At 63.2% G+C, this 22,731-nt stretch carries 20 protein-coding genes and 1 tRNA gene; 10 read left to right on the plus strand and 11 right to left on the minus strand.

What is annotated here, in order from left to right; genetic code table 11:
* Positions 1–21: 21 nt before the first annotated feature.
* The gene (locus AB5I84_RS05425) at positions 22–726 is read right to left on the minus strand and encodes an SIMPL domain-containing protein (RefSeq protein ID WP_369454839.1); all 705 of its coding nucleotides are present in this window, start codon (positions 724–726) and stop codon (positions 22–24) included.
* Positions 727–857: 131 nt separating this feature from the next.
* On the opposite strand from AB5I84_RS05425, the gene apbC reads away from it, so the two are divergent.
* A complete protein-coding gene (gene apbC / locus AB5I84_RS05430) occupies positions 858–1,949 on the plus strand; it encodes an iron-sulfur cluster carrier protein ApbC (protein ID WP_369454840.1) in 1,092 nt (363 codons plus the stop codon).
* A gap of 87 nt (positions 1,950–2,036) precedes the next feature.
* Entirely contained in the window at positions 2,037–2,606 is a 570-nt protein-coding gene (gene dcd, locus AB5I84_RS05435; protein WP_369454841.1) for a dCTP deaminase, read from the plus strand.
* Between the two features lie 110 nt (positions 2,607–2,716).
* On the opposite strand, the gene AB5I84_RS05440 is transcribed toward dcd, so the two are convergent.
* The 4 genes from AB5I84_RS05440 to purM are packed head-to-tail and all read right to left on the minus strand — an operon-like array spanning position 2,717 to position 5,892.
* Positions 2,717–3,532 (minus strand): DUF3108 domain-containing protein, encoded by an 816-nt coding sequence (locus AB5I84_RS05440; protein ID WP_369454842.1) that lies wholly within the window; start codon positions 3,530–3,532, stop codon positions 2,717–2,719.
* A gap of 17 nt (positions 3,533–3,549) precedes the next feature.
* Positions 3,550–4,257, minus strand: a complete 708-nt coding sequence (locus AB5I84_RS05445; RefSeq protein WP_369454843.1) for a DUF3108 domain-containing protein — start codon at positions 4,255–4,257, stop codon at positions 3,550–3,552.
* Complete coding sequence (gene purN, locus AB5I84_RS05450; RefSeq protein WP_369454844.1) at positions 4,184–4,858, minus strand: phosphoribosylglycinamide formyltransferase; 675 nt, start codon at positions 4,856–4,858, stop codon at positions 4,184–4,186. Before purN ends, AB5I84_RS05445 begins: the two co-directional genes overlap by 74 nt.
* Complete coding sequence (gene purM / locus AB5I84_RS05455) at positions 4,855–5,892, minus strand: phosphoribosylformylglycinamidine cyclo-ligase (RefSeq protein WP_369454845.1); 1,038 nt, start codon at positions 5,890–5,892, stop codon at positions 4,855–4,857. Before purM ends, purN begins: the two co-directional genes overlap by 4 nt.
* Before the next feature lie 150 nt (positions 5,893–6,042).
* On the opposite strand from purM, the gene AB5I84_RS05460 reads away from it, so the two are divergent.
* The 4 genes from AB5I84_RS05460 to sthA all read left to right on the plus strand — a co-directional run bounded on the left by AB5I84_RS05460 (position 6,043) and on the right by sthA (position 13,678).
* Positions 6,043–7,113 (plus strand): DUF8605 domain-containing protein, encoded by a 1,071-nt coding sequence (locus AB5I84_RS05460; protein WP_369454846.1) that lies wholly within the window; start codon positions 6,043–6,045, stop codon positions 7,111–7,113.
* A 3-nt stretch (positions 7,114–7,116) separates the two neighbouring features.
* Positions 7,117–7,806 (plus strand): DnaA regulatory inactivator Hda, encoded by a 690-nt coding sequence (gene hda / locus AB5I84_RS05465; RefSeq protein WP_369454847.1) that lies wholly within the window; start codon positions 7,117–7,119, stop codon positions 7,804–7,806.
* Between the two features lie 208 nt (positions 7,807–8,014).
* Complete coding sequence (locus AB5I84_RS05470) at positions 8,015–12,127, plus strand: choice-of-anchor Q domain-containing protein (RefSeq protein ID WP_369454848.1); 4,113 nt, start codon at positions 8,015–8,017, stop codon at positions 12,125–12,127.
* 150 nt (positions 12,128–12,277) lie between these two features.
* Positions 12,278–13,678 carry a Si-specific NAD(P)(+) transhydrogenase gene (gene sthA / locus AB5I84_RS05475; protein WP_369454849.1) on the plus strand — a complete coding sequence of 467 codons (1,401 nt, stop codon included), beginning with the start codon at positions 12,278–12,280 and terminating at the stop codon, positions 13,676–13,678.
* Positions 13,679–13,681: 3 nt separating this feature from the next.
* Here sthA and smrA read toward each other — a convergent pair whose 3' ends face one another.
* Positions 13,682–14,242 carry a DNA endonuclease SmrA gene (gene smrA, locus AB5I84_RS05480; protein ID WP_369454850.1) on the minus strand — a complete coding sequence of 187 codons (561 nt, stop codon included), beginning with the start codon at positions 14,240–14,242 and terminating at the stop codon, positions 13,682–13,684.
* 158 nt (positions 14,243–14,400) lie between these two features.
* Positions 14,401–14,568: a hypothetical protein gene (locus tag AB5I84_RS05485; protein WP_369454851.1), complete on the minus strand. Its 168-nt coding sequence runs from the start codon at positions 14,566–14,568 to the stop codon at positions 14,401–14,403.
* A 225-nt stretch (positions 14,569–14,793) separates the two neighbouring features.
* On the opposite strand from AB5I84_RS05485, the gene AB5I84_RS05490 reads away from it, so the two are divergent.
* Together AB5I84_RS05490 and AB5I84_RS05495 are read left to right on the plus strand one after the other, a co-directional pair.
* On the plus strand, positions 14,794–16,242 hold the full coding sequence (locus AB5I84_RS05490; RefSeq protein WP_369454852.1) for a phospholipase D-like domain-containing protein: 1,449 nt from the start codon (positions 14,794–14,796) through the stop codon (positions 16,240–16,242).
* A 10-nt stretch (positions 16,243–16,252) separates the two neighbouring features.
* Entirely contained in the window at positions 16,253–16,735 is a 483-nt protein-coding gene (locus AB5I84_RS05495) for a hypothetical protein (RefSeq protein ID WP_369454853.1), read from the plus strand.
* Here the strand turns inward: AB5I84_RS05495 and AB5I84_RS05500 are convergent.
* Complete coding sequence (locus tag AB5I84_RS05500) at positions 16,732–16,917, minus strand: PLDc N-terminal domain-containing protein (protein ID WP_369454854.1); 186 nt, start codon at positions 16,915–16,917, stop codon at positions 16,732–16,734. The two genes, AB5I84_RS05495 and AB5I84_RS05500, sit on opposite strands and share 4 nt — an antisense overlap.
* 148 nt (positions 16,918–17,065) lie before the next feature.
* On the opposite strand from AB5I84_RS05500, the gene AB5I84_RS05505 reads away from it, so the two are divergent.
* Positions 17,066–18,034, plus strand: coding sequence for a quinone oxidoreductase family protein (locus tag AB5I84_RS05505; RefSeq protein ID WP_369454855.1), 969 nt, complete (start codon positions 17,066–17,068; stop codon positions 18,032–18,034).
* 327 nt (positions 18,035–18,361) lie between these two features.
* Here AB5I84_RS05505 and AB5I84_RS05510 read toward each other — a convergent pair.
* A tRNA-Arg gene (locus AB5I84_RS05510) sits at positions 18,362–18,438 on the minus strand.
* A 111-nt stretch (positions 18,439–18,549) separates the two neighbouring features.
* Between AB5I84_RS05510 and AB5I84_RS05515 the strand changes: the two genes are divergently transcribed.
* The gene (locus tag AB5I84_RS05515; RefSeq protein ID WP_369454856.1) at positions 18,550–18,876 is read left to right on the plus strand and encodes an Hpt domain-containing protein; all 327 of its coding nucleotides are present in this window, start codon (positions 18,550–18,552) and stop codon (positions 18,874–18,876) included.
* A gap of 640 nt (positions 18,877–19,516) precedes the next feature.
* Here AB5I84_RS05515 and fdxA read toward each other — a convergent pair.
* Complete coding sequence (gene fdxA, locus AB5I84_RS05520) at positions 19,517–19,840, minus strand: ferredoxin FdxA (RefSeq protein WP_369454857.1); 324 nt, start codon at positions 19,838–19,840, stop codon at positions 19,517–19,519.
* Between the two features lie 86 nt (positions 19,841–19,926).
* Complete coding sequence (gene mutS, locus AB5I84_RS05525) at positions 19,927–22,494, minus strand: DNA mismatch repair protein MutS (RefSeq protein WP_369454858.1); 2,568 nt, start codon at positions 22,492–22,494, stop codon at positions 19,927–19,929.
* Positions 22,495–22,731: the final 237 nt, after the last annotated feature.

The following is a 22,731-nucleotide window of genomic DNA, read 5'->3' on the forward strand; positions in this document are numbered from 1 at the left end:
GGCTGGCATGTCGGCGGCGCATCACTCCAGCGTGAAACGCACCTGCACGTTTTCACTGATGCTGGATTCGCCCACCCGGTAGCTGCTGTCGGCGCTGCGTTCCGCCATGGCGTACATCACCGGCTGCGGCATCTGACCGCCCGCGGTGGTGACGTTGACCACCGGGCCCAGCGTGCGGCCGGCGGCATCAGCCAGGATCTGCGCTTTGCGGCGGGCATCTTCTACCGCCAGTTTCAGCGCCTGTTCTTCCAGCTCGCGGGTGTTGCCCACTTCTAGACCGGTTTGATTAACCTCGGTGAAGCCCAGTTTGGCCAGTGATTCCAGCAGCTCGGCGTAGGACTCCACACCGTCCACCGCAAACTCGATTTCGCGGGCCACGCGGTGGCCGAGCAACTTACGCTCGGGCTGCCATTGCCATTCCGGCTGGATGCTGAGGTTGGTGGCGTGCACCTGTTCGGTGGGGATGTTGAGCGCGTCGGAGGCCTTCAGGGCGGCGCTGATTTCAGCGTCCACTTCCTGCTTCATGGCGCTGATGTCAGCCCCGGTGCGGGACGACACCGCGCGTACCCGGAACCGGTCTGGGGAGGCTTTCACCTCGCCGTAGCCGGACACCTCCAGCGTGTCGCGCCAGGCCGGTGCTGGGGTGGAGTTCTGTGGGCCGCAGCCGGCCAGGGTAATGCCCATGGCGGTAAGCAAGAGCAGGGAAGAGGTGGTGCGTCGCAGCATGGGTTGGATCCTCGTAATTGGAATATAAGAGACAACAGACAGGATTGGCCGGTGGCGCCGGGCATCACTATGATGGGCCTCCCGATTTGCCCGCTTTCGCGCGGGCTCTAGGCTCCAGGAGTATCGCCCCCATGTCCGATGTCGAACAGGCCCTCAGACAGGCATTGTCCCAAGTAGTGCCCGACGCCCTGCAACAGGATCTGGTGGCCGCCGGCGCGGTGAAGGAGATCCGCGTGGGTTGGCGCGAGGTCAAGGTGCGGGTGCAGCTCGGTTATCCCTGTGACAGCCTGCTGCCGGCGCTGCGGTTGCAGCTGGAGTCGTTGCTGGCGCCGTTGGTGGGCAGCAAGCGTCTGGCGCTGGAACTGGACTGGAAAGTGGTCGCCCACCGCACCCAGCAGGAAAAAGCGCCACTGCCGAAGGTAAAGAACCTGATCGCGGTAGCGTCCGGTAAAGGTGGTGTTGGCAAGTCTACGACCACCGCCAACCTGGCGCTGGCGCTGGCGCAAGAGGGCGCGCGGGTGGGCATTTTGGATGCCGACATTTTCGGCCCCAGCATGCCGACCATGTTCGGCATCAAAGAAGGCACCCGGCCGGAAATCCGTGGCGAGCAGCACTTCGTGCCGCCGCGTGCTCACGGCGTGCAACTGATGTCGATCGGTTTCATGATCGACCCGGACACCGCCGTGGTATGGCGCGGACCCAAGGCCAGCGGCGCCTTGCAACAACTGGCCACGCAGACGCTGTGGGAAGACCTCGACTTTCTGCTGGTGGATTTGCCGCCGGGCACCAGCGATATCCAGCTGACGCTGGCGCAGCGGCTGCCGGTGGCGGGCAGTGTGGTGGTCACCACGCCGCAGGAAATTGCGTTGGCAGATGCCCGCAAGGGCATCGAAATGTTCCAAAAAGTGGATATCAACGTGCTTGGCGTGGTGGAAAACATGGCGCTGCACCAATGCAGCCAGTGCGGCCATGTGGACCATCTGTTCGGTGAAGGCGGCGGCGGCACACTGGCCGCGCGCTACCGCACCGAACTGCTTGGCAGCATGCCGCTGGTCAGCCGTATTCGGGTGCAGGCCGATGCCGGCACGCCGGTAGTGATGGCGGCGCCGGACAGCCTCGAAGCTGGGCTTTACCGCAGCATGGCGCGGCGCATGGCGGCGTTGCTGTCACTGCGTCCGGGGGCGCCGCAGTCGATCGTGAAGATGGCCATGCGCCCCAACTAAGAGTGCTTTATTGCCGCTGTTTTTCTATCATGCGGCGCACGTCCGCTCCGGCGGCAGTCCTTCACACGCGCTATTCCGAGGCAGCACATGAGCATCAAATCAGATCGCTGGATCCGTCGCATGGCGGAACAACATGGCATGATCGAGCCGTTCGCGCCGGAGCTGGTGCGCGCTGACGAGCAGGGCGATCGGATCGTGTCTTATGGCACCTCCAGCTATGGTTACGACGTGCGCTGCGCCAACGAATTCAAGGTGTTCACCAACATTCATTCCGCCACTGTCGATCCGAAAAACTTCGACGAGCGCAGCTTCGTGGACGTGGTCGGTGATTACTGCATCATCCCGCCCAACTCGTTTGCGTTGGCGCGCACGGTGGAGTATTTCCGCATCCCGCGCACAGTGCTGACCATCTGCCTCGGCAAGTCGACTTATGCTCGCTGCGGCATCATCGTCAACGTCACGCCACTGGAGCCGGAATGGGAAGGCCACGTGACGTTGGAGTTTTCCAACACCACCACGCTGCCGGCGAAAATCTACGCCAATGAAGGCGTTGCGCAGATGCTGTTCTTGGAGTCCGATGAAGTCTGCGAGACGTCTTACAAGGACCGCGGCGGCAAGTACATGGGCCAGACCGGGGTGACCTTGCCGCGCACCTGATCAAGAGCGCGCTACAAAAAAGCCGCCGGCGGTTTCCCTGCCGGCGGCTTTTTTGTGGAGGCCAATCTAGGATGCCGCCCGTCTAGAGTGCGGTCGCCCGCTGCGCGGCGTTACTTCTTCAGCGCGTTGTAGGGGCCGTCGTAGCCGGTCATTTTCAATTCGCCGAACAGGCCGGTGCCTTCCACATGGCGTGCGCGCACCAATAGGTAATCCAAGTCTGGCGCCAGCCAGAAGATGGTGCGGCGTTTGCTGTCCTGATCGCGGCGTTTCTCGAACTTGATGGTGCGCAGTCGGCCCAGTGGTGTGTTCATGGTTTCTTCGCCGACCACATGGATGAAGTGGGTGCGCAGCCGCTTGCCGTAAGCAGAAGTGAGCTGATACTGGCTCACGCCTTCCTGCATGATGCAGCGTGCTTTCAGCAGCATGGTCAGCTCGTCGAGGGTGTCCTCGGTGATGCTGTAGTCGAAGTCGTCTTGGCCTTCATCGTCGGCACTGGAGTGCCCGCTGACGCGTAGCGTATCCCAGTTGAACGTCATGCGGTGGTGGCGTTCACGGCGGAAGCCTTCGAAGTCGTGCTGGTAAGTCAACGTATGCGGCTGGCAATTGCGCCACTGGAATAGGCTCTGTTCACTGTTGTCCATCAGCATCGATTTGACCGCCAGCCCCATGCGGTACTGATCGTCGCCTGCTTCGGTCAGCGTCAGGGTGGCGCGGATCGGAGTCGGGATTTTGCTGACATTGACCCGGTAGTTGACCGTGAACGGTTGCAGCACGGCAGCAGTGGCCGGTGCGTCGGCAGTGATCACGGCATCGGCGGGGGGCGGGGAATCCGGTGAGTCGGCAACGCCGGGCTGGGCAAGGGTGACCATCAGCGCTGTGGCCCAGGGGCCGAGCGAGCGCAACATCCGTGGGCCAAAGGCAGTCATGGTACGTCCTGTCGGGTTCAAGGGGTTTGCAGAACCAGGCTGTACTCGTCGTTACCGTCTTGCTGGATCATTTTTACCAATGCGTAATCCAGCGACGGGGCAAACCATAACAGGGTGTTGCGTTCGCTGTCACCGCTGCGAATGCGCTCCAGTTTCACGGCCTCCACGCGGCCTTTGCCGGTCTTCACGGACTCGTTGCCCACCACCCGGTAGCGCATGGTTTCCAGTCGCCGTTCGTTGGCCACTTGATAACCCAATTCGCTCCGAGTGCCGCGCATCAGCTCGCATTGCAGCGCCAGCGTCTGGGCGAGCACATCGGTGGCGCCGGCCGGAATCGGGAAGCTGCTGTCGTCCTTGCCGGTACGCTGAGTGCGGGCGATATGCGCATCGTGGTCCAGTACCACACTGCCATCGCGCACCCGACCGAGGCCGCGGCGGTGGTAGCTGTAACGCTCACTAGGGGTGTCGCAGCCGTGCCAGCGGAACTGGGTGGTTTCGCGGATTTCGCCAATCAGGTTGCTGGCCCGCACTTCCATGTACCACTGGCCATCATCGGCGGCGCGCAGCGTGCGCCGGGCTTTAATATTGAATGGAATGTTAGAGCCGCTGAGGGCGTATTCGGCGCTGAACGGCGCGATCGGAGCAGCGGGCTCAGCCTGCGCGGGCAGTGTCACCAGCAGCGAGGTCAGGCACCACCAGACCGGTGGGCGGAAGAAGGCGGTCATCGAGCTGCACTCCGTTGGCGGTCAGGAACAAGCGGCGCTCGGCGCGCCAGCGTACAACATCCGGGTAGAGCCGATGCTCTGCTTGTTGCACGCGTTTGGACAGAGTCTCTTCGTGATCGTTCGGCAGTACTGGCACTGGGGCCTGAGCGATCAGCGGACCGCCGTCCAGCTCTTCGGTGACAAAGTGTATTGAGCAGCCATGCTGACTGTCGCCGGCGTCCAGTGCCCGCCGGTGGGTATGCAGCCCGGGATACTTCGGCAGTAACGACGGATGAATGTTGAGTAGGCGATCACTGAACGCGCGCACGAACACTGGCGTGAGAATACGCATGAAGCCGGCCAGCACCACGGTGTCCGGCGCCAGCGGGGCGAGCCGGTCCACCATGGCCTGGTCGAATGACTCGCGGCTGTCATGGTCACGGTGGTCAATCACCGCCGTGGCCAGTCCAGCGGACTTGGCACGGGCCAGGCCGCCGGCATCAGCGCGGTTGCTGAGCACCAGATCAATGCGGGCAGGAAGCCCCTGGTGCTCGATGGCGTCGATCAGCGCTTGCAGGTTGCTGCCACTGCCGCTGATCAGGACCGCGAGTGAATGGCTCATGCAAACACAACGTCTGCGGCGCCGTCATGGGCGTCGATGCGACCCATCTCCCACGCCTGTTGGCCGACCTCGGCCAGGAACGCCAGGGTGCTGTCGACAGCGTCGGCCGGGACCACCAGTGCCAGACCGACACCGCAGTTAAAGGTGCGGTACATCTCGGCGGTATCCACCTGGCCCTGCTGTTGCAGCCACTGGAACACCGGCGGCCATTCCCAGCTGCCGGTTTCAACCACCGCACGGGTGCCTTCCGGCATCACGCGCGGCAGGTTTTCCGGCAGCCCGCCACCGGTGATGTGCGACAGTGCGTGCACTTTGCCTTGGCGGATCAGTTGCAGGATCGGCTTGACGTAGATGCGGGTTGGCTCCAGCAACGCGTCGATCAGCGGGACACCGCCGACTTGGGTGTCAGCGTCGTAATCGGCTTGCTCAAGAATACGGCGCACCAGCGAGTAACCATTGGAGTGCGGGCCGGAAGAGGCCACGCCGATCAGGCGGTCGCCGGCGGCAACTTTGCTGCCGTCGAGGATTTCGCTGCGCTCCACCACGCCGACACAGAACCCAGCGAGGTCGTAATCTTCGCCTTCGTACATGCCCGGCATTTCGGCGGTTTCGCCGCCGACCAGTGCACAGCCGGCCAGTTCACAGCCCGCCCCGATGCCCTCGATCACCCGGGCGGCGGTGTCCACGTCCAGTTTGCCGGTGGCGTAATAGTCGAGGAACATCAGCGGCTCGGCGCCGCCGACGATCAGGTCGTTGACGCACATGGCCACCAGGTCGATGCCCACGGTGTGGTGGCGATCGTACTGCATAGCCAGCCGCAATTTAGTGCCGACGCCATCAGTACCAGCGACCAGCACCGGTTCTTTATAGCCGCTTGGCAGGGCACACAGCGCGCCGAAGCCACCGAGACCTCCGAGCACTTCCTCACGGCGGGTGCGTTTGGCTATGGGGCCGATGCGTTTGACCAGGGCGTTGCCAGCGTCGATATCGACACCTGCGTCCCGATAGCTCAGGGGGCGCTTGTTATCCGTCATGATTGGGTGCTCCAGAAGGCGAGGGCGCACATTTTAGTGCCGGCCTGCGCAAATGACCACGCCTTGACAGCCAGATCAGGGTGTTCGCCTCGCTGGGGCGAAATATGGATAATGGCGCCGTCTTCGTGATCCCTGGACGGATACCCCGCCATGACAGACTCTGCGCTTCCCGCTTTGGCCCTTGGCCGCCGCGTTGTTTCCCTGTTAGTACTGCTGCTGGCCAGCAGCTTAGCACTGGCGGCGCCGGTGGAACTGCCGGTGCCCGATCGCAGTGATGACGCGCGCACGGCCGTGCTCCGCCAAGCGATGCAACAGACCTTGGTGCGGCTGACCGGCAGCGCAACACCGCAGCAATGGAGCGAAACCGCGCCGATGCTGGAAGCGCCGGAGCGCTGGGTGGCCCAGTTCGGCTACCTCGGCAAACCCGATGCGCTGGTGCTGCAGGTGCGTTTCGATGAGCAGGAACTACAACGTTCGCTGAGCGAAGCCGGGGTGCCGCTGTGGGGCAGCGCCCGTCCACCGGTCCAAATGTGGCTGACCTCTGACCGCGGCGATATCCACAGCGCCGAGGCTGACGATGATGCCTTCATCAGTGCCTTACGCCAGCGCGCTGCCTTCCGTGGCGTACTGCTCAGCTGGCCGAAAATGGACGGCACCGACCGCGAGCGTGTTAGCGCTGCAGACATCCGTGGTCGCTTCGATGCGCCGCTGCGTGCCGCCGCCGAACGCTACGGTGATGGTCCCGTGCTGGCGGCCACCTATTACCCCAATGGTCGCCCCAATCTGCGGTGGCGGCTGCTGAATGCCCAGGGTGACGTGGCGGGCGGCACCTTGGAGGCCGGCAATGGCACGGCGTTGGCAGAAAAACTGGCTGATGAAATTGCCGATCGCATGGCCAAGGTTTATGCCGTGCGTGCCGGTGAAGCCCAGACCCAACCGCTGCAGGTGCAGGGTGTGGGTGGGCTGGCGGAGTTTGCAGCACTGCGCAGCCTGGTCAGTGGTCAGGCCGGCGTGCGCGCGGTGGCGGTTGAGCGTCTCAAGGACGATTTGGTGCAGCTGCAAGTGGCGTTCTCCGGCAGTAGCGAACAGCTGCAGCGCATGCTGCTCGCCAGCGGTAAATTGCAGGCGTGCTCGCCGGCCTCTGGCGAGGCACCACTGCAGCCCGATGCCGACCTGCTTGCCCCGGCACCGCTGCGGCTTTGCTGGCGCGCGCGAGGCTAAGCGATGCCGTCACAACTGCCTCTGGCGCTGCGGGTACGTGAAGGTCTGACACTGGACGGCTTCGTGGTGGGCAGCAATGGTCCGGCGGTGGCGCTGTTGGCCAGCTTGGCCGCCGGTGAACCGGGCCAGTTGTTTTTGCATGGCGAGCCGGGCTCCGGCCGCACTCATCTGTTGTCCGCGGCAGTGGTGGCCGCAGAGCAGGCCGGCCGCCGTGCTTGCCTGCTACCGGCCGCTGAACTGGCGCCGTTGCCGCCCGCGCTGCTGGAAGATTTCGACAGCTTCGATTTGGTGGCGGTCGACGATCTGCAGCATGTGGCCGGTGTGCGGGCCTGGGAAGAAGCGTTGTTCCATCTCTACAACCGCCTGATGGCAGCCGGCCGGGTGCTGATTTGCACCGCCGATCGACCGCCGACCCAGTGCGGTGTGCAGTTGCCGGACCTGTCCAGCCGCTTGGCGGCGGGCCCGGTATTCGCCCTGCACGGACTCTCCGATGATGATCTGGCGGCGCTGCTGCAGCAGCGCGCCGCCGCGCGTGGCCTGCGTTTGGGTGAGGGCGTGGCGAGCTTCATCATCCACCGTGGCCAGCGCTCGCCGGCGGCGTTGTTGGCCACCTTAAACCGGCTCGATGAGCATGCCTTGGCACGCCAGCGCCGATTGACGATTCCGCTGGTCAAGGAGGCGTTGGGCTGGTAGAAAAATACCTCTGCTGCCGGTGTTGGCGGGGTTCGTGACGCCCCGTGGAAAGGCAGCCCTAGGCCGGGGTAACGGCTTTTTTTCCGGGTGGATATGCACGATGGCGCTTCAGCGCGAGCACAGACCTTCATCAAGAAAGGGCTCGCAGTGCTGGGTCGACTGTCGACATAAAAAATAAAAGTGACGGGCTTGGGCCCGGGAGAACACTATGTTGTCTCGCAAGTTGCGCCCGCTGTGTGCAGGGGTGCTGCTGTGCTTTGGTACCGGGGTCCAAGCAGCGGTCATTGACGTGACCACGCTGGAAGATGGCTCTCTTGCTGAGCAATGCTCACTGCGTGATGCGTTCAAGGCGGTCAGCACCCACGCTGCCGTCAACGGCTGTGCCGCCGGCACCGGCCAAGACACCATCCGCGTGGTGGCCGGACAAACCTACACCCTCAGCGAGGGCGCTTTGGTGCTCGGTGGTCAGACCGGCCAGCGTCCCGAACTCGATGAGGACGGCGAGCAGAAGCTTGATGAACATGGCGAGCCGGTGTTCATCGAATACGATGTCTCGCCCCGCCTGAAGCTGGAAGTCACCACTCCAGCCAGTACCGATCCCGATTACCGTCAGCCCGCCACCTTGGTTGCTGCCGCCGCTGACCGCGTGTTGCAGATCAAACTCGATGCCGAGATCGAGCTGAAAGGGCTGGTGCTCAAGGGCGGTGATGCGCGTGCCCTGACCCCGCCCCATGGCGGCCTGATCTACGCTGAGGGCAGTGTGCGGGGCACCACCCTGGAACTACTGGACGGCCAAGCGGAGCAGGGTGGTGCCCTGTTCCTGGAAAAAAATGCTGGGCTGCGCCTGTCCGATGCGCTGCTGGTAGGCAACCACGCCGATGCCGCCGGTGGCGCGGTGGCGGTGGGCGATGACTACCGCGGTACCGTGCAGCTTGAAAAGGTGTTTGCCAGCGATAACCACAGCGGCACTGACGGCGGTGTGCTGCATTTGGCCGGCGACAACGTCACGCTGGTGATCGGCAATGCCACATTCTGGAACAACCAAGCGACAACCGGCGGCGCTGTGATCCACTTCGGTGAAGTGGAGAACCAGCAGCGGATGGCGATGCTCAACGTCACGCTGGCGCAGAACCAAGGCCCGGCGCTGCACATGGACGGCTCCGGCGACAACGATCTGATCGCCAACAGCTTCATCGGCGGGAATGGCCAGGCTGATTGCAGTGGTGCCGGCATCGCCGATCTGACCGCCGTGTTCTCGGTGGTCGGCCCCAGTTGCCCGCAGTCTAGCGACCTCTATACCGCAGCAGTGAACCGCCCCGGCGGCCAGAACCTCTCTGCCGCCGCCACTATGCTCGCGCTGAGCAACAGCGACGGCGCATGCCCGGATGATGGCAGCCTGTGCCAACCGATCCGTTCTGATGACGGCGAATGGCGGCCTGGTTTCTTGCCCAACGACACGCTGGATCCGCTCACGGCTAACCAACCGACGCTGCTTGATGCGGGCAGTGACGAATCCGACATTCGCTACAGCTGCAACGGTGACGACCAGCGTGGCAAGCCGCGCGCAGATCGCTGCGATGCCGGGGCGTTCCAATTTCAGCGCGCCAGCGGCATGCCCGACAACATCCGCGTGGTGATGGGCGAGAGCACAGTGCTGGACGTGGTCGCCAATGATCTCGGCGATACCCGCATCGACTGCGCCAACTTGTCGCCGTGCATCTGGGTGGAGCGGCAGTCCGGCCGGGCAGTGACCATCGTCGGTGAGGTGGATGATGACGGTTACCCGACGCTGCGTTACACCCCGCACGAGCGCTTCCATGGCCGTGATGATTTCGAATATCTGATCGACCGCCGCGCCTTCATCGGCCGCACCTTTTCCGACCGTGATGTGGGCGCACGGGTGAACATCACCTCCGAACCGGCCACCGGTATGACCCGCAGTAAGAGCGTCGGCAGCCTCGGCGCATTGTGGTTGCTGGCGGCGCCGCTAGCGCTGTTGCGCCGACGGCGGTTGGCTGCCTTGGTGGCCACGTTAATGGCAGTGGGCACTGCCGGTGCGGCGGAAATTACCGTCAACAGCACTGATGACGAAGTGGATTGGACGCCGCAAGCCGGCGTCTGCACGCTGCGCCAAGCGATCTATGCCGCGCTGGACAAGTTTCCAAACAGTACTGGTTGTGCCAGCGGTCAAACCGGCAGCGACACCATCAAGTTGCCGGAAGGCACCATCACCTTGGCCGGTGTGCCGCTGCTGGTGGAGCCGGCCAACGCGCTGGTCATTGAGGGCGTCAGCCCGGAAAAGACCATCATCGATGCCGGCCAGCTGTCGCGAATTATGGAAAACCGCAGTAGCGTTACGCTGCGCAACCTCACCCTGCGCAACGGCAATGCCGGCAATGGCAACGGCGGCGCGGTGCTAGCGTTGGCCGGGCTGACCATGGAAAACGTGGTGCTGGAACACCACCGTGCCCAGCGCGGCGGGGCCATTTACCTTGGTGGCCAGAGCGTCACGCTGACGCTGGCCAATATCCACGCCCATCACAACCAGGCGCAGCTCGATGGCGGTGTGCTCAGTAGCATGGCGCAGACGCTGGAGCATCGCATCGCCATCACCGCTGCTACCTTCTCCGACAACCGTGCTGCCAACGGTAGCGGTGGCGCGCTGGATCTGAACGTGCCCTACGGCCGTGGTAACGGACGGCTGACGGTGTCGAACAGCGTGTTTCTGCGCAATCAGAGCGCTACCGGCGGTTCCGCCATCGATTTTGAGCACCTGGCGGTGTCCACCAACCTGACGCACCTGACGGTGCTGGACAACACCGGCGGCAGCGGCGCCTTTGAGCTCGGCAATGTGGCGTTGAGTGACCAGGATGGCAGCGAGCTGTCGGTGTCGATTCGCATCGGTAACTCAATTTATGCCAACCCGTCCGACAGCTGCGGCACCGGTAACCGCCAGTTCAAGGCCAGTGGTCATAACCTGTTTGTTGGTCACCACGCCAGTTGTGAGCAGTGGGTCGATCCGGCCGCCAGCAGCACGCCGCCGGCGAATACCAACACCTTCGGTGGCAACCTTGCCGCCATCCGCGCAGCACTGAACGGCGGCGTGCTGACCACCTCGCAGGACGTGCAGAAATTCCAGGTGCCGTTCCTGCCGATCACGGATCTGGCATTCACCGATATCCTTGATGTCGGCAACAACGACGACGAAGTGACGGCGGATTCCAGCCAGCCGCTGCGCTGTTTGCGGGTGGACCAGCGCGGTGCGCCGCGTCCTGCCGGTGACGGCTGTGACCGCGGTGCTTATGAGCTGCAGGTCACTACGACGCCGGACATGGAAGGCAGCAACGCGCGGCGCGTGACCCGCACCGTGTATCTGGATGTGCTGCCGCCGGCGATCCCAGGCGACGATTACCGCTGGCGTACCGGCTCGCTGACACTGGAGAAAGTGGCGGGTGATGCGGAGCTGGAAGATACCCTCGGTACCGCCTATGTGCGGCAGCGCCGGCTGAGTGACGACGATCAGTTCTTCCAAGGCTATGACGAGGTCATCCTGTCCGACGAGCACGGTGTGGTGCACGAATTCAGCGTGGCCGACATTGATCTGCCGGACCGTATTTGCGGCGAGGGCCTCAATACCGATGGCAGCGCCAACAAGCCGGCCGGCAGCGATGCACTGGATGACGATTGCATCGTGGTGTATCGGCTGGACCCGGAAATCTACCGGCCGAGCCAAGTGCAGTGTGATGCGCTGCCGTTCACCGACCACTTCCGCTACAGCCTGACGGCGCAGAAATTCACCCTTGGCCCGGTGATTCCCGATGCGGAGGACGAAGAGCGCGAAGTGATCTGGGAGCCGGGCGCGACCATTACCCGCAGCGGGCTGGTGACGGTGACGGTGGACAACCGCGCGCCGCTGCTGCCGCGCGAGAGCATCAGCCGCCACATCCAGCCGGGCGGCCGGGTCACCATTGACCTGCGTGCCGCTGGTGTGCAGGACACCGACGGTGTGTTGACCGAACTCAAGCTCACCAAGGAGCCGATGACCGCCGCACGTGATGAAAATCGCAAGGTGCTGGGCACCGGCATCATCCTTGACCCGGATGCCATGACCGTCACCTATGTGCACGGCGACGTCAGCAAGAATTTCACTGATCGCTTCGAACTGCGGGTGGTGGACGACTGCGGCGATGGCGTCATGGTGCCGATCACCATCACCTTTCCCCGTGATCACGGTGCCGGTGGCGAACTGCACAAGAAAGTCGGCAGTGGCAGCCTAGCGGTGCTCGGTTTGTTGCTGCTGGCAGCGATCCGCCGCCGCTGATCATCCGCCTCCGGCGGCACCGCTGCCGGAGCGCTGTCTCACCGCCCGCGTGGCAAATGCTTTACACTCCCTGCACGTCCGGCCGGCTGGCTGCCGGGGCGGACAACAGTATTGTTCCGCAGGCGGCGCGCGCCGCGAAAAGGAGAAAGCATGAACACGTCGTCCGAGTGGGATCTGGTAGTCATTGGCAGTGGCCCGGCGGGTGAGGCGGCCTCGATGCGTGCTGCCAAGGGCGGTTTGCGGGTGGCCATGGTGGAAGGGCTGCCCAAGGTTGGCGGCAACTGTACCCACCTCGGCACCATCCCCTCCAAGGCGCTGCGCCACCAGGTGCGCCAAGTAGTGCGCCACCATCGCAACCCGGTGCTGCAAAGCATTACTGAACTGCCGCAGGCCATGGAATGGCCAAACCTGATCGAGCGCATCACCGATGTGATTGCCTCGCAGGTGCAGGTGCGTTCCGGATTCTATTTCCGTAACCGGGTGAAGGTGTTCACTGGCCACGGCTCGATCATGGCGCCGGGTAAGGTGCGGGTGGAGGACGACCAGGGGCGCGAATGGGTGCTGGAAACTCGCGATATTCTGCTTGCCACGGGCTCGCGTCCGTACCATCCGGAGAACGTGGATTTCTCTCATCCGCGCGTGTACGACAGCGACACCATCCTGTCCATGAGCCATACCCCGCGCAATATCATCATCTATGGCGCCGGGGTGATTGGCTGTGAGTACGCCAGTATTTTCACCGGCCTCGGCATGCGTGTGGATCTGGTCAACAGCCGCGAGCACCTGCTCGACTTCATGGACACCGAGATTTCCGATGCCCTCAGTTACCACCTGCGCGAGCAGGGCGTGACCATCCGCCATGGCGAGGAATACATCGCGGTGGAACCCGATGAAGAGGGCGTCACCTTGATTCTCAAATCCGGCAAGCGGCTGCGGGCCGATGCGTTGCTGTGGTCCAACGGTCGCAGTGGCAACTCGCAGCAGTTGGGGCTGGAGAACGTCGGCTTGGAAGCCAATAGCCGCGGCCAGCTGGCGGTGGATGAGCGCTACCAGACGGCGGTGCCGGGTGTGTACGCGGTGGGTGATTTGATCGGTTGGCCATCACTGGCCAGCGCGTCCTACGATCAGGGCCGCTTCTGTGCCGGCATGATCTGCGGTGAAGAAGAACAGCAGGTGCGCCACGTGCCCACCGGCATTTACACCATTCCCGGCATCAGCTCGATCGGGCCCACCGAACATGAGCTGACCGAAGCCAAGATTCCCTATGAAGTGGGGCAGGCGTTCTTTAAAAACCTGGCTCGAGCGCAGATCACCGGCGAGCGCGCCGGCATGCTCAAGTTGTTGTTCCACCGCGATACGCTGGAGCTACTCGGCATCCACTGTTTCGGCTATCAGGCCACCGAGATTGTCCACGTCGGTCAGGCGGTGATGTCGCAGCCGGCGCCACACAACAGCATCGAGTACTTCATCAAAACCACCTTCAACTATCCGACCATGGCGGAAGCCTATCGGGTGGCGGCCATCAACGGGCTTAACCGTTTGCGCCGCTGAGCTTCAGCCGCCGTACTCCTCGCGGGTGCGGCGGCTGTCATCCGGGGACTTGCGCAGCAGTACATAGGTGGCGCCAGTACCCCCGTGGGGCGGCTTGGCACTGTGCCAAGCCAGCACCAGATCCGCTTCCAACATCCAATGCATTACATGGCTTTTCATGCGGCCGTTGCCTTTGCCGTGGGTGATCAGCAGCGTGCGCAGACCATGGCGGAAGCTGTGGGTGAGGAAATCATGCACCATCACCCGCGCATCACGGGTGGTGATGCGGTGCAGGTCGAGCCGCGCCTGGATCTCGTACTTGCCGAGCCGTAGTTTGCGGTACACGCCTTCCTGCACACCGTTCTTCTTCTCACCGACAATATCCAGTGGCCCCACTTCCGGCACCGCGTCAGGCAGCGTCAGCGGGTTGCTGTCGCGCTGGGGCCGAGCGATGGCGGCATCGCGGCGTGCCAACTGGGCGAGATCGGGCCTCGAACGGCGTGGGGATTCGATTTGGTCGGACGCCGGCAGTGGCCGCACATCGCTCATTTCAGCCTGGAACAGGGATAGCTCCTGCTTGCTCATCGGGCGCCTCCAGCTGCCGGGGAATGACGTTTCCGATGGTAGCCAAAGCTGGCCATCACTGCATGGGAAAACAACGCAAATTCACGGCAACAGCGGTGCCGTGGCGCGGGCGGGGAGCGCTGCGGAAAAGCGGGGCCGAGCGGCCCCGCAGCAAGACGTCAGGAATGGTCATCCTTGCGTGGCCGGCGCGGTGCCGCGGCGGCTGCGGGGGAGTCATCCTGGTGGCGACGACGCTGCTCGTCCTTGCGCTGCTTGTGCTTGGCTGCGCGCGAATGGTTTTCGCTCCATTCCGCTTCGTCGTGGTCGTCAAAGTGACGGCGTCCCATAATCGTTCGAGCTCTTTCCAAGTGAAATGGTGGGTGGCGACCGGCCGCCGGGGCAGGTCCATTCGCCGGCGGGCGAACACCGCATTTTTAATCGGTTTGCAGGGGAAAGTCATCGCCTTTAGGTCGCTCGTCATTCCTGGGACTGATCTGTGTCAGCGGCGCTTTTCTGCTAGGCTCTCCTGATTTGTCGGGCGGCACTCGGACGCGGCCCAGAGCGAGGCACAGGTGGACGCATTCATTGCGCATTGGTGGTACCTCTACGGTGCTGCTCAGGAACTGTTAGAGACGTACTGGCCCGGCATTGTGGCGGCGTCCGGTTTCGTGCTCGCGTTCCTGTTTTCCACCCACGCCATGCTGCACAAGCGCGAAGCGCGCTCCGCCGCCGCCTGGACCGGCTTGATCTGGCTGGTGCCGTTTATCGGCTCGCTGCTGTATGTGCTGATCGGCGTTAACCGGGTACAGCGCCGAGCTCATGAACTGGGTACGGTGTCGCTGGAGCTGATGGAGTTGTGCCCGACGGTGCAGCCGCGACCGGGCCCGCCGCATCAGCACTCGTTGGCCGAGCTTGGTAACCGTCTGACCGGGTTGCCGCTGCTGCCGGGCAACCATCTTGATGTCTATGAGGCCGGCGAAGCATTCGAACTGATGCTGAACGCGGTGGATGCAGCGCACCATTCGGTTTATCTCGCCACTTACATCTTCGGCAACGACGCGGCTGGAAAACGGCTGATTGACGCGCTTGGTCGCGCCTGTCGCCGCGGCGTCAAAGTGCGGGTGCTGGTGGACGGCCTCGGTTCACTGTATTCCTTCCCGACCGCCATGTGGCGGCTGCGTCATGCCGGAGTGCCGGCGGCGCGCTTCCTCTATTCCCTGTCGCCGCTGCGCATGAGCTACATGAACCTGCGCAACCACCGCAAGGTGATGGTGGTGGATGGTCAGCTGGGGTTCACCGGTGGCATGAACATCCGCGCCGGTTATCTGAAGCAGCCCGCCACCTTGCATGACGTGCACCTGAGCGTGGAAGGTCCGGTGGTGGAACATCTGCTCAAGAGCTTTGTAGCGGACTGGCAGTTCACCACCGGCGAGACGCTGGAAGCGGTGTACCGGGGCCCGTTCGGAGTTGGCACGGCCTTGGCGCGCGGTATTTCTGCTGGACCGGATTCCGATGTTGGCAAGCGCCGTTTGATCCTGCTGGCGGCGATCGGCTCAGCTCAGCGTGATGTGCGTATCGTGACGCCGTACTTCGTGCCGGACCAAGCGCTGCTCACTGCGCTCAGTTTGGCGGCGCTGCGTGGCGTACGTGTGCAAGTGGTGCTGCCGGAGCGCAATAATCTGCGGGTGGTGCAGTGGGCCTCCACCCATGTGCTGGATTGGCTGGTGCGTGATGGCGTGGAGCTGTATTTTTCCGCACCGCCGTTCGATCACGCCAAGCTGATGACGGTGGACAGTAGCTGGTCGTTGGTGGGTTCCGGCAACTGGGATGCGCGCAGCTTGCGACTCAACTTTGAATTCGATTTGGAGTGCTACGGCGATGAAATGGCCGGCCGCCTGAACCGCTTGATTGACCGCCGCTTGGATCAAGCGCGCTTGGTGAGTTTGGCGGAATTGTGTGGTCAGTCCTATCTGCGCCGCCTGCGCAATGCGTTCTGTTATCTGCTCGAACCCTATCTCTGAGGATCTCCCCATGCGTTTGGAAACCGGCGCCACTTTGCCGGCGCGCGCGCGCCGTCTGCTCTGGAGTTTGCATCTGGCACTGCTGGCGTTGGCGGTGTTGGCCGTGGTGGCGTGGCTACCGGAAGGGGCAGGGAGGCTGCCCTACGTCTCCGCTGCGGTGAGCGGTTCGGCATTGCTGCTGTGGGGGCTGGCCGGGCTCTACTGCGCCGGCTTGTTCGCGGAAACCGCTGCTGCAGCACCGACGCCGGGGTTGGGCGCAGCGCTGGCGGTGGCGTTGCTGGCGTCCTTGGTGGCGCTGCAATTGGCGCCAGGCTGGGGGGCGTTATTGATGCTGGCGGCACATTTTTGGCTGGCGTTGTGCGAACACTTGCCATCGCAGGCGCAGCGTTGGCCGGCAGCCTGGCGTCAGGCACGGCGGCAGCAGACCCAGTTGCTGGGTGTGGTGATGGTCAGCGTCGCCGTGGCAGCGCTGACCATCGGCCAGCAGTACTAGCGGCGCGCGACCGGAGAGCCAGGGCCCATCAGTGCCCAGATGATCATGCCCAGCAGCGGCACCAGCACCACCAGCAGGATCCAAAGGATCTTGCGTTCGAGCTTTTCGTTGGACTGGATCACCCGCACCACGGCGAAGGCGACCAGCAGATAGACAACAACAATGGCGAGACGGCCCAACATGATCACTCCTGCAAGACGGGGCAAACCGCAACCTTAATGCCCGCGGCACTGGCCTGCCAGTGTTTCGCACTGTGCCGCAGGGGAAGGGTGAAGCCGCGCGGTCGCAGCGCTACACTCGCTGCCTTCCTATTTGCTCCGGAGACCCGCCATGAAAGCCGCCATCCTGCACCAACTGGGTGAACTGCCACGCTATCAGGACTGGGCCGATCCGGTACCGACCGCTGGCCAGCAATTGCTGCGTGTTCATGCCGCCAGTATCAAACAACTCGACAAGCTGAAGGTGGCTGGCCGCCACTACACCCACTTCGCATCGCTGCCGACCACCATCGGAGTGGATGGCGTTGGGGTGCTAGACGACGGCCGCCGTGTCTATGCCGCCGGTGTCACCGGCATGATGGCGGAGCAAGCACTGATTGCGGCTGATTCCGGTATCGTGGTGCCGGACGGTTTGTCCGATGCGTTGGCTGCGGTGCTGCCTAATGCGTTACTGGGTTCCGATGCTGCGCTGACCTGCCGGGCGGGTTTCACGCCCGGGGAGACGGTATTGGTGAATGGCGCCACCGGAGTGTCGGGGCAGATGGCGGTGCAGACTGCGCGCCTGCGTGGCGCCGGTACCATCATTGCCACCGGTCGTAATCCGCAGCAGCTGGCACGACTGCAGGAGTTGGGCGCGGATGTGGTGCTGCCGCTGACGTTGCCGCCGGAGCAGTTCGCCGAGCAGTTGGAACGCATCTACCGCGCCACGCCTTTAGACATCGTGCTTGATTACCTGTGGGGCAGCGCCACCGCCCAGTTGCTGCAGCATCTGGTGCGCTACTGCACCCATCCGCTGCGCTTAGTGACCATCGGCCAGATGGCTGGCGCTGAGCTGGGGCTGCCATCGGCTTGGTTGCGCGCACACCCGATCAGCCTGATCGGTTCCGGCTATGGCAGTCTCAGCGCTGCTGATGTGCGCAGTTACCAAGAGCGCTGGCTGCCGCACTGGTTCGAGCAGGCCGCCGACGGTGCGCTAATCCAGCCAGTGGAGGAGTGTGGCTTGGAAGACGTGGCGGACGCGTGGGAACGTAGCCCGGCGGCGGCCAGTCGCCTGGTATTGTTGACTGCCAACGCACGCTGATTGCTTTACGCCTAAAACCGCTGCTTTGGATGGCAGCGGTTTTAGGCGCTCCCGCCCAATGTCGATCCAGATTCCAAATAGGCTTCCGTCTCCCCCTCTGATTTGGGAATGGTCCCAAACCCTCTGCCCACCTTTGCACGCTAGGCTTTTTCTTGTGGTGCCGGGTTCCGCGGGCAATGCATAGGCCGGACAATATTCAGATAAATGTCCGAAATCGGCAGGCACGAGGGTCTCTGTTGCCGCGCTTTGCGTATAATGGCGCGCTGTAGCGAGCGGGGGCCGGAGGGCCGCGGAGCGGATCTGGCGCCGCGTTCAGCAGGAAAGAAGTGGTGCCCCGGAGACGACTTGAACGTCCGACCTAGCGCTTAGGAGGCACTCGCTCTATCCAGCTGAGCTACCGGGGCAGGGGCACCATTTTATCCGCCTGCCGTCAAAGTACCACCCCGAATCGATGCCGCGCGGGGAAGCGCAGTGGGCGCTGTTGCGGGCACCGAGGCAACCAAGGAAGGCAGTGCATGGGTCGCATCATTGATACCGAGCTCAACAATGAACTGCGCCAGGTGATGGGCGCGGATTATCCGCGGCTGGTCCAGGCCTGGATGGATGATGCGCGCGGCCGCATGGTAGGTCTGCGTACCGCCCTCGATCAGCAGCGGCGCGCGCTGATCCAGCAGCAGGCGCATGCCTTGAAAGGCAGCAGCGCCAATTTGGGCGCCAGTGAAGTACTGGTGCTGTGCTCGGAACTGGAAGTGGCGGCGGTTGAAGCGCCGCTGCCGAGCTTGGCGGCGCGCCTTGAATTGCTGTCGCAGGCGCTGGAGCGCGCGGGTGCCGAATTGGGTTGAATCGCAGGCAAAAAAAACCCTCTCCAAAAGGGGCGGAGAGGGGGGTTGTGAGCGCTATGCTTGGGTATAGCGCCTTGGGGGGATGGTGCGGGCAATTGCCCTGATGAGAGTCATGCTAACCAACCCCAAGGTGGGATGCTGTTGAGGCTACGCTGTAGAAATGTAAGGGAGCTAAAGGCTCCTGCATATAAATGTAACCCCCGACCTGGATCCCTTTCCTAGCCCTTGGATGTAAGTGATCGGACAGAAAGTTTGTAAGCTTTGGCTTACAGGGTTGTAAGAAAACTCAGTCTCATCTTGTGCTATACCCCCTCTTTGAGCAGGGCGATGAGGCTTAAGTGGTTGATATGATTGTTATCGATTGTTGAATGAGATGTTTTTCGCACTCATTCCATGCGCTCTGACGTCTTTTCGCAACCTTGGGCCTGCTATAGTCCATCCCGTGCTTCAGGGATCGTTGCACAGGGACTACTAAGGATCGGTACCAAACAAGGATGTTGCGGTGAGCGCAATGGGTAGGGATCACTCAAAAAAAGGGCGGCAGGATGCCGCCCTTTTTCTTTGTCTCGAATTCACGGCAGTCACTGCCGGAAAGCAAAACGCCCGTCGATGACGGGCGTTTTATTTTTGGGTCGGGCACTCAGCGAATCAGGTGCTCAAGCTTGTTCGGCTTGCCATCCCACTCGGCCGCGTCAGGAAGGGCGTCCTTCATCTCGGTGATGTTCGGCCAGACTTCCGCCAGTTCGGCGTTGAGCTTGATGTACACCTTCTGGTCATCCGGCACTTCATCTTCAGAGAAGATGGCGTTGACCGGGCATTCGGGCTCGCAGAGCGCGCAATCAATGCACTCATCCGGATGGATCACGAGGAAATTCGGGCCCTCGTAGAAGCAATCCACCGGGCACACTTCGACGCAGTCGGTGTGCTTGCAGTTGACACAGTTGTCGCCAACGATGAAGGCCATGTTGGGTCCTCGCGGAAATGGGCTAATGCTGAAGCGGGCGCTAGTGTAGTCACTCCCGCCATGTCAGGCAAACCGCAATCGGCCGCTCACAGTTGCGCCCGCAGCCGGTAGAGCAGCTCCAGCGCCGCGCGTGGGGTCAGCTGGTCCGGATCGACTTCAGCCAATGCTTTCTCCACCGCTGACGGGCCACTGGGGAACAGATCGGCCTGCTGTGGTGTAACCGCTGCTCGCGGTGCCGGGGCGCTGGATGCCACCGGCGCACCGGCTTCCAGTTCCGCCAGTCGCGCCCGGGCATCCTCGATTACAGTGCGCGGCACCCCCGCCAATTGCGCCACCTGCAAACCATAGCTGCGGCTAGCCGGGCCGTCCTGGACCCGGTGCAGAAACACGATGTTGTCACCGTGCTCGGCCGCTGACAGGTGGGCGTTGAACACGTTCGGCAGTTGGTCGGCAAGCTGGGTGAGCTCGAAATAGTGGGTGGCGAACAGCGTGTAGGCGCCAATCTCTTGAGCCAAGTGATGGGCGGCCGCCCACGCTAGCGACAGGCCATCGAAGGTGCTGGTGCCACGGCCGATTTCGTCCATCAGCACCAAGCTCTCAGCGGTGGCGTGGTTAAGGATGTTGGCGGTCTCTGCCATTTCCACCATGAAGGTGGAGCGGCCGCCGGCCAGGTCATCGGAAGAGCCGATGCGGGTGAAAATGCGGTCCAGCGGCCCGATTACTGCGCGCGTGGCCGGCACCCCGCAGCCGATGTGAGCCATCAGCGCGATCAGGGCGGTCTGGCGCATGTAGGTGGATTTACCGCCCATGTTCGGCCCGGTGATGATCAACATGCTGCGCTGGCGATCCAGATGCAGGTTGTTGGGCACGAAAGCGTCGTCCAGCACCCGCTCCACCACCGGGTGGCGGCCTTCGACGATTTCCAGCGTCGGCGTGTCGACCAGTTCCGGTGCCACGTAGTTGAGTGTTTCTGCGCGCTCTGCGAAGCAGCACAGCACATCCAACTCAGCCAGCAATTGGGCGCTTTCCTGCAACAGGCCGAGGCGCTGGCCCAACTGGGCCAGCAGGTCCTCGTACAGCGACTTTTCCAGCGCCAGTGCGCGGCTGCTGGCGGACAGTGCCTTGTCCTCGAATACTTTTAGTTCCGGCGTGATGAAGCGCTCGGCGTTCTTCATGGTCTGGCGGCGGACATAGTCCGCCGGTGCTTGCTCGGCCTCACGACGTGACAGTTCGATGTAGTAGCCATGCACGCGGTTGTACTTCACCCGAAGTGTGGAGAGGCCGGTGCGACTGCGCTCGCGCTTTTCGATGTCTTCCAGTACTTCACCGGCATCGCGGCTGATGGCGCGCAGCTCGTCCAGTTCGGCGTGGTAGCCGGGAGCGATCACGCCACCATCGCGGATCAGCATCGGCGGGTTGTCGATCAGCGCGCGCTCGAGCAGGTCAGCTTCTTCCGGGAACAGCGTTAGCGATGCCTTGAGTGGTGCGAGCACGGCATCGTCATCGGCCAACAGCGAATGCAGGTGCGGCAGCGCGTGCAAGCTTTGGCCGAGGCGAGTGAGGTCGCGCGGACGGGCAGAGCCGAGCGCCACGCGGCCGAGGATGCGCTCCACGTCGCCGATGTCTTCCAGCACCCGCCGCAGTGACTCGAACAGCCAGCCTTCCCGCAGCCGGGCAACGCGCTGCTGACGCAGCCCAAGCCGAGCGCGGTCACGCAGCGGCTGGCTCAGCCAGCGGCGCAACAGGCGCGCGCCCATAGCAGTGACGGTGCTGTCGAGCACCCAGGCTAATGTGTGGGTGTCCTTGCCATCCAACGTCTGCAGCAGTTCCAAGTTGCGGCGAGTGGCGGCGTCGAGCTGGATGCCGGATTGGGCATCCTCGCGGCGCAGGCCGCGTAGGTGGGGCAGGTCGGTGCGTTGGGTGTCGCGCGCGTATTGCAACAGGCAGCCGGCGGCGGCCACTTGTCGCGCTGGCGGACTGCCGAAGCCGCTCAGGTCGTGGGTCTGGAATTGAGCGCACAATTGGCGCTGTGCGGTCTCGGCGTCGAACTCCCAGATCGGGCGCGGACGAGCGCCGGGGCGCTGACGCAGGCTTTCCGGCAGTAGGGCAGCTTCGCTGAATAGTAACTCGGCCGGCTGCCAACGCTCGATCAGGCCGAGCAGGCTTTCCTCGCCTTTTACTTCGGTGACCACGAAGTGGCCGGCTGCCACATCAAGGCTGGCGGCGCCGAAGTAGTCGCCGTCCTGCACCAATGCGCACAGTAGTGTGTCGCGGCGATCATCCAGCAACGCTTCATCGGACACCGTGCCGGGCGTGACGATGCGTACCACCTTGCGCTCCACCGGCCCCTTGGACGTGGCGGGATCACCGATCTGTTCGCAGATGGCCACGGATTCACCCAGCCGGACCAGGCGGGCTAGATAGCCCTCGGCGGCATGGTAAGGCACCCCCGCCATCGGGATCGGCTGGCCGCCGGATTGGCCGCGCGAAGTCAACGTAATATCCAGCAATCGCGCCGCTTTTTCCGCATCACCGAAGAACAGCTCGTAGAAATCCCCCATGCGGTAAAACACCATCTGGTGCGGGTGCTCCGCCTTGATGCGCAGGTATTGCTGCATCATCGGGGTGTGGGCGCTCAAATCGGTGTGCGACATGCTGGAATCGATCCTCGAGAAAATGGCGATGTGGCGAGAGCGACGCCGGATGGCGTCATTGCAGCCACGAGACGGGCGGCGGGTCGAAGAGGCGAGAGCATAGCAAAGCCGCTGGGTGCGCTCCATGGAGAGCAAGGTGGGGGTCGGTAGGTAAGCGTCGACAGGGTTGCTGTGGTTCAGTCAGGCGACGGCATCGTGGGTGGCAGTAAAAAGCAGGACGGGAGCGCTGCCATGAGC

The sequence above is a fragment of the Alcanivorax sp. REN37 genome (assembly GCF_041102775.1).
In the GTDB taxonomy this organism is placed as follows: domain Bacteria; phylum Pseudomonadota; class Gammaproteobacteria; order Pseudomonadales; family Alcanivoracaceae; genus Isoalcanivorax; species Isoalcanivorax beigongshangi.

What these genes read in the sequence shown, in the direction of transcription:
- mutS (WP_369454858.1), bottom strand. Translation starts at nt 22,494, where the DNA reads ATGTCGCACACCGATTTGAGCGCCCACACCCCGATGATGCAGCAATAC.
- AB5I84_RS05505 (WP_369454855.1), top strand. Translation starts at nt 17,066, where the DNA reads ATGAAAGCCGCCATCCTGCACCAACTGGGTGAACTGCCACGCTATCAG.
- AB5I84_RS05515 (WP_369454856.1), top strand. Translation starts at nt 18,550, where the DNA reads ATGGGTCGCATCATTGATACCGAGCTCAACAATGAACTGCGCCAGGTG.
- smrA (WP_369454850.1), bottom strand. Translation starts at nt 14,242, where the DNA reads ATGAGCAAGCAGGAGCTATCCCTGTTCCAGGCTGAAATGAGCGATGTG.
- AB5I84_RS05500 (WP_369454854.1), bottom strand. Translation starts at nt 16,917, where the DNA reads ATGTTGGGCCGTCTCGCCATTGTTGTTGTCTATCTGCTGGTCGCCTTC.
- fdxA (WP_369454857.1), bottom strand. Translation starts at nt 19,840, where the DNA reads ATGGCCTTCATCGTTGGCGACAACTGTGTCAACTGCAAGCACACCGAC.
- AB5I84_RS05425 (WP_369454839.1), bottom strand. Translation starts at nt 726, where the DNA reads ATGCTGCGACGCACCACCTCTTCCCTGCTCTTGCTTACCGCCATGGGC.
- AB5I84_RS05495 (WP_369454853.1), top strand. Translation starts at nt 16,253, where the DNA reads ATGCGTTTGGAAACCGGCGCCACTTTGCCGGCGCGCGCGCGCCGTCTG.
- AB5I84_RS05445 (WP_369454843.1), bottom strand. Translation starts at nt 4,257, where the DNA reads ATGACCGCCTTCTTCCGCCCACCGGTCTGGTGGTGCCTGACCTCGCTG.
- AB5I84_RS05485 (WP_369454851.1), bottom strand. Translation starts at nt 14,568, where the DNA reads ATGGGACGCCGTCACTTTGACGACCACGACGAAGCGGAATGGAGCGAA.
- purM (WP_369454845.1), bottom strand. Translation starts at nt 5,892, where the DNA reads ATGACGGATAACAAGCGCCCCCTGAGCTATCGGGACGCAGGTGTCGAT.
- sthA (WP_369454849.1), top strand. Translation starts at nt 12,278, where the DNA reads ATGAACACGTCGTCCGAGTGGGATCTGGTAGTCATTGGCAGTGGCCCG.
- AB5I84_RS05470 (WP_369454848.1), top strand. Translation starts at nt 8,015, where the DNA reads ATGTTGTCTCGCAAGTTGCGCCCGCTGTGTGCAGGGGTGCTGCTGTGC.
- AB5I84_RS05460 (WP_369454846.1), top strand. Translation starts at nt 6,043, where the DNA reads ATGACAGACTCTGCGCTTCCCGCTTTGGCCCTTGGCCGCCGCGTTGTT.
- apbC (WP_369454840.1), top strand. Translation starts at nt 858, where the DNA reads ATGTCCGATGTCGAACAGGCCCTCAGACAGGCATTGTCCCAAGTAGTG.
- purN (WP_369454844.1), bottom strand. Translation starts at nt 4,858, where the DNA reads ATGAGCCATTCACTCGCGGTCCTGATCAGCGGCAGTGGCAGCAACCTG.
- AB5I84_RS05440 (WP_369454842.1), bottom strand. Translation starts at nt 3,532, where the DNA reads ATGACTGCCTTTGGCCCACGGATGTTGCGCTCGCTCGGCCCCTGGGCC.
- dcd (WP_369454841.1), top strand. Translation starts at nt 2,037, where the DNA reads ATGAGCATCAAATCAGATCGCTGGATCCGTCGCATGGCGGAACAACAT.
- hda (WP_369454847.1), top strand. Translation starts at nt 7,117, where the DNA reads ATGCCGTCACAACTGCCTCTGGCGCTGCGGGTACGTGAAGGTCTGACA.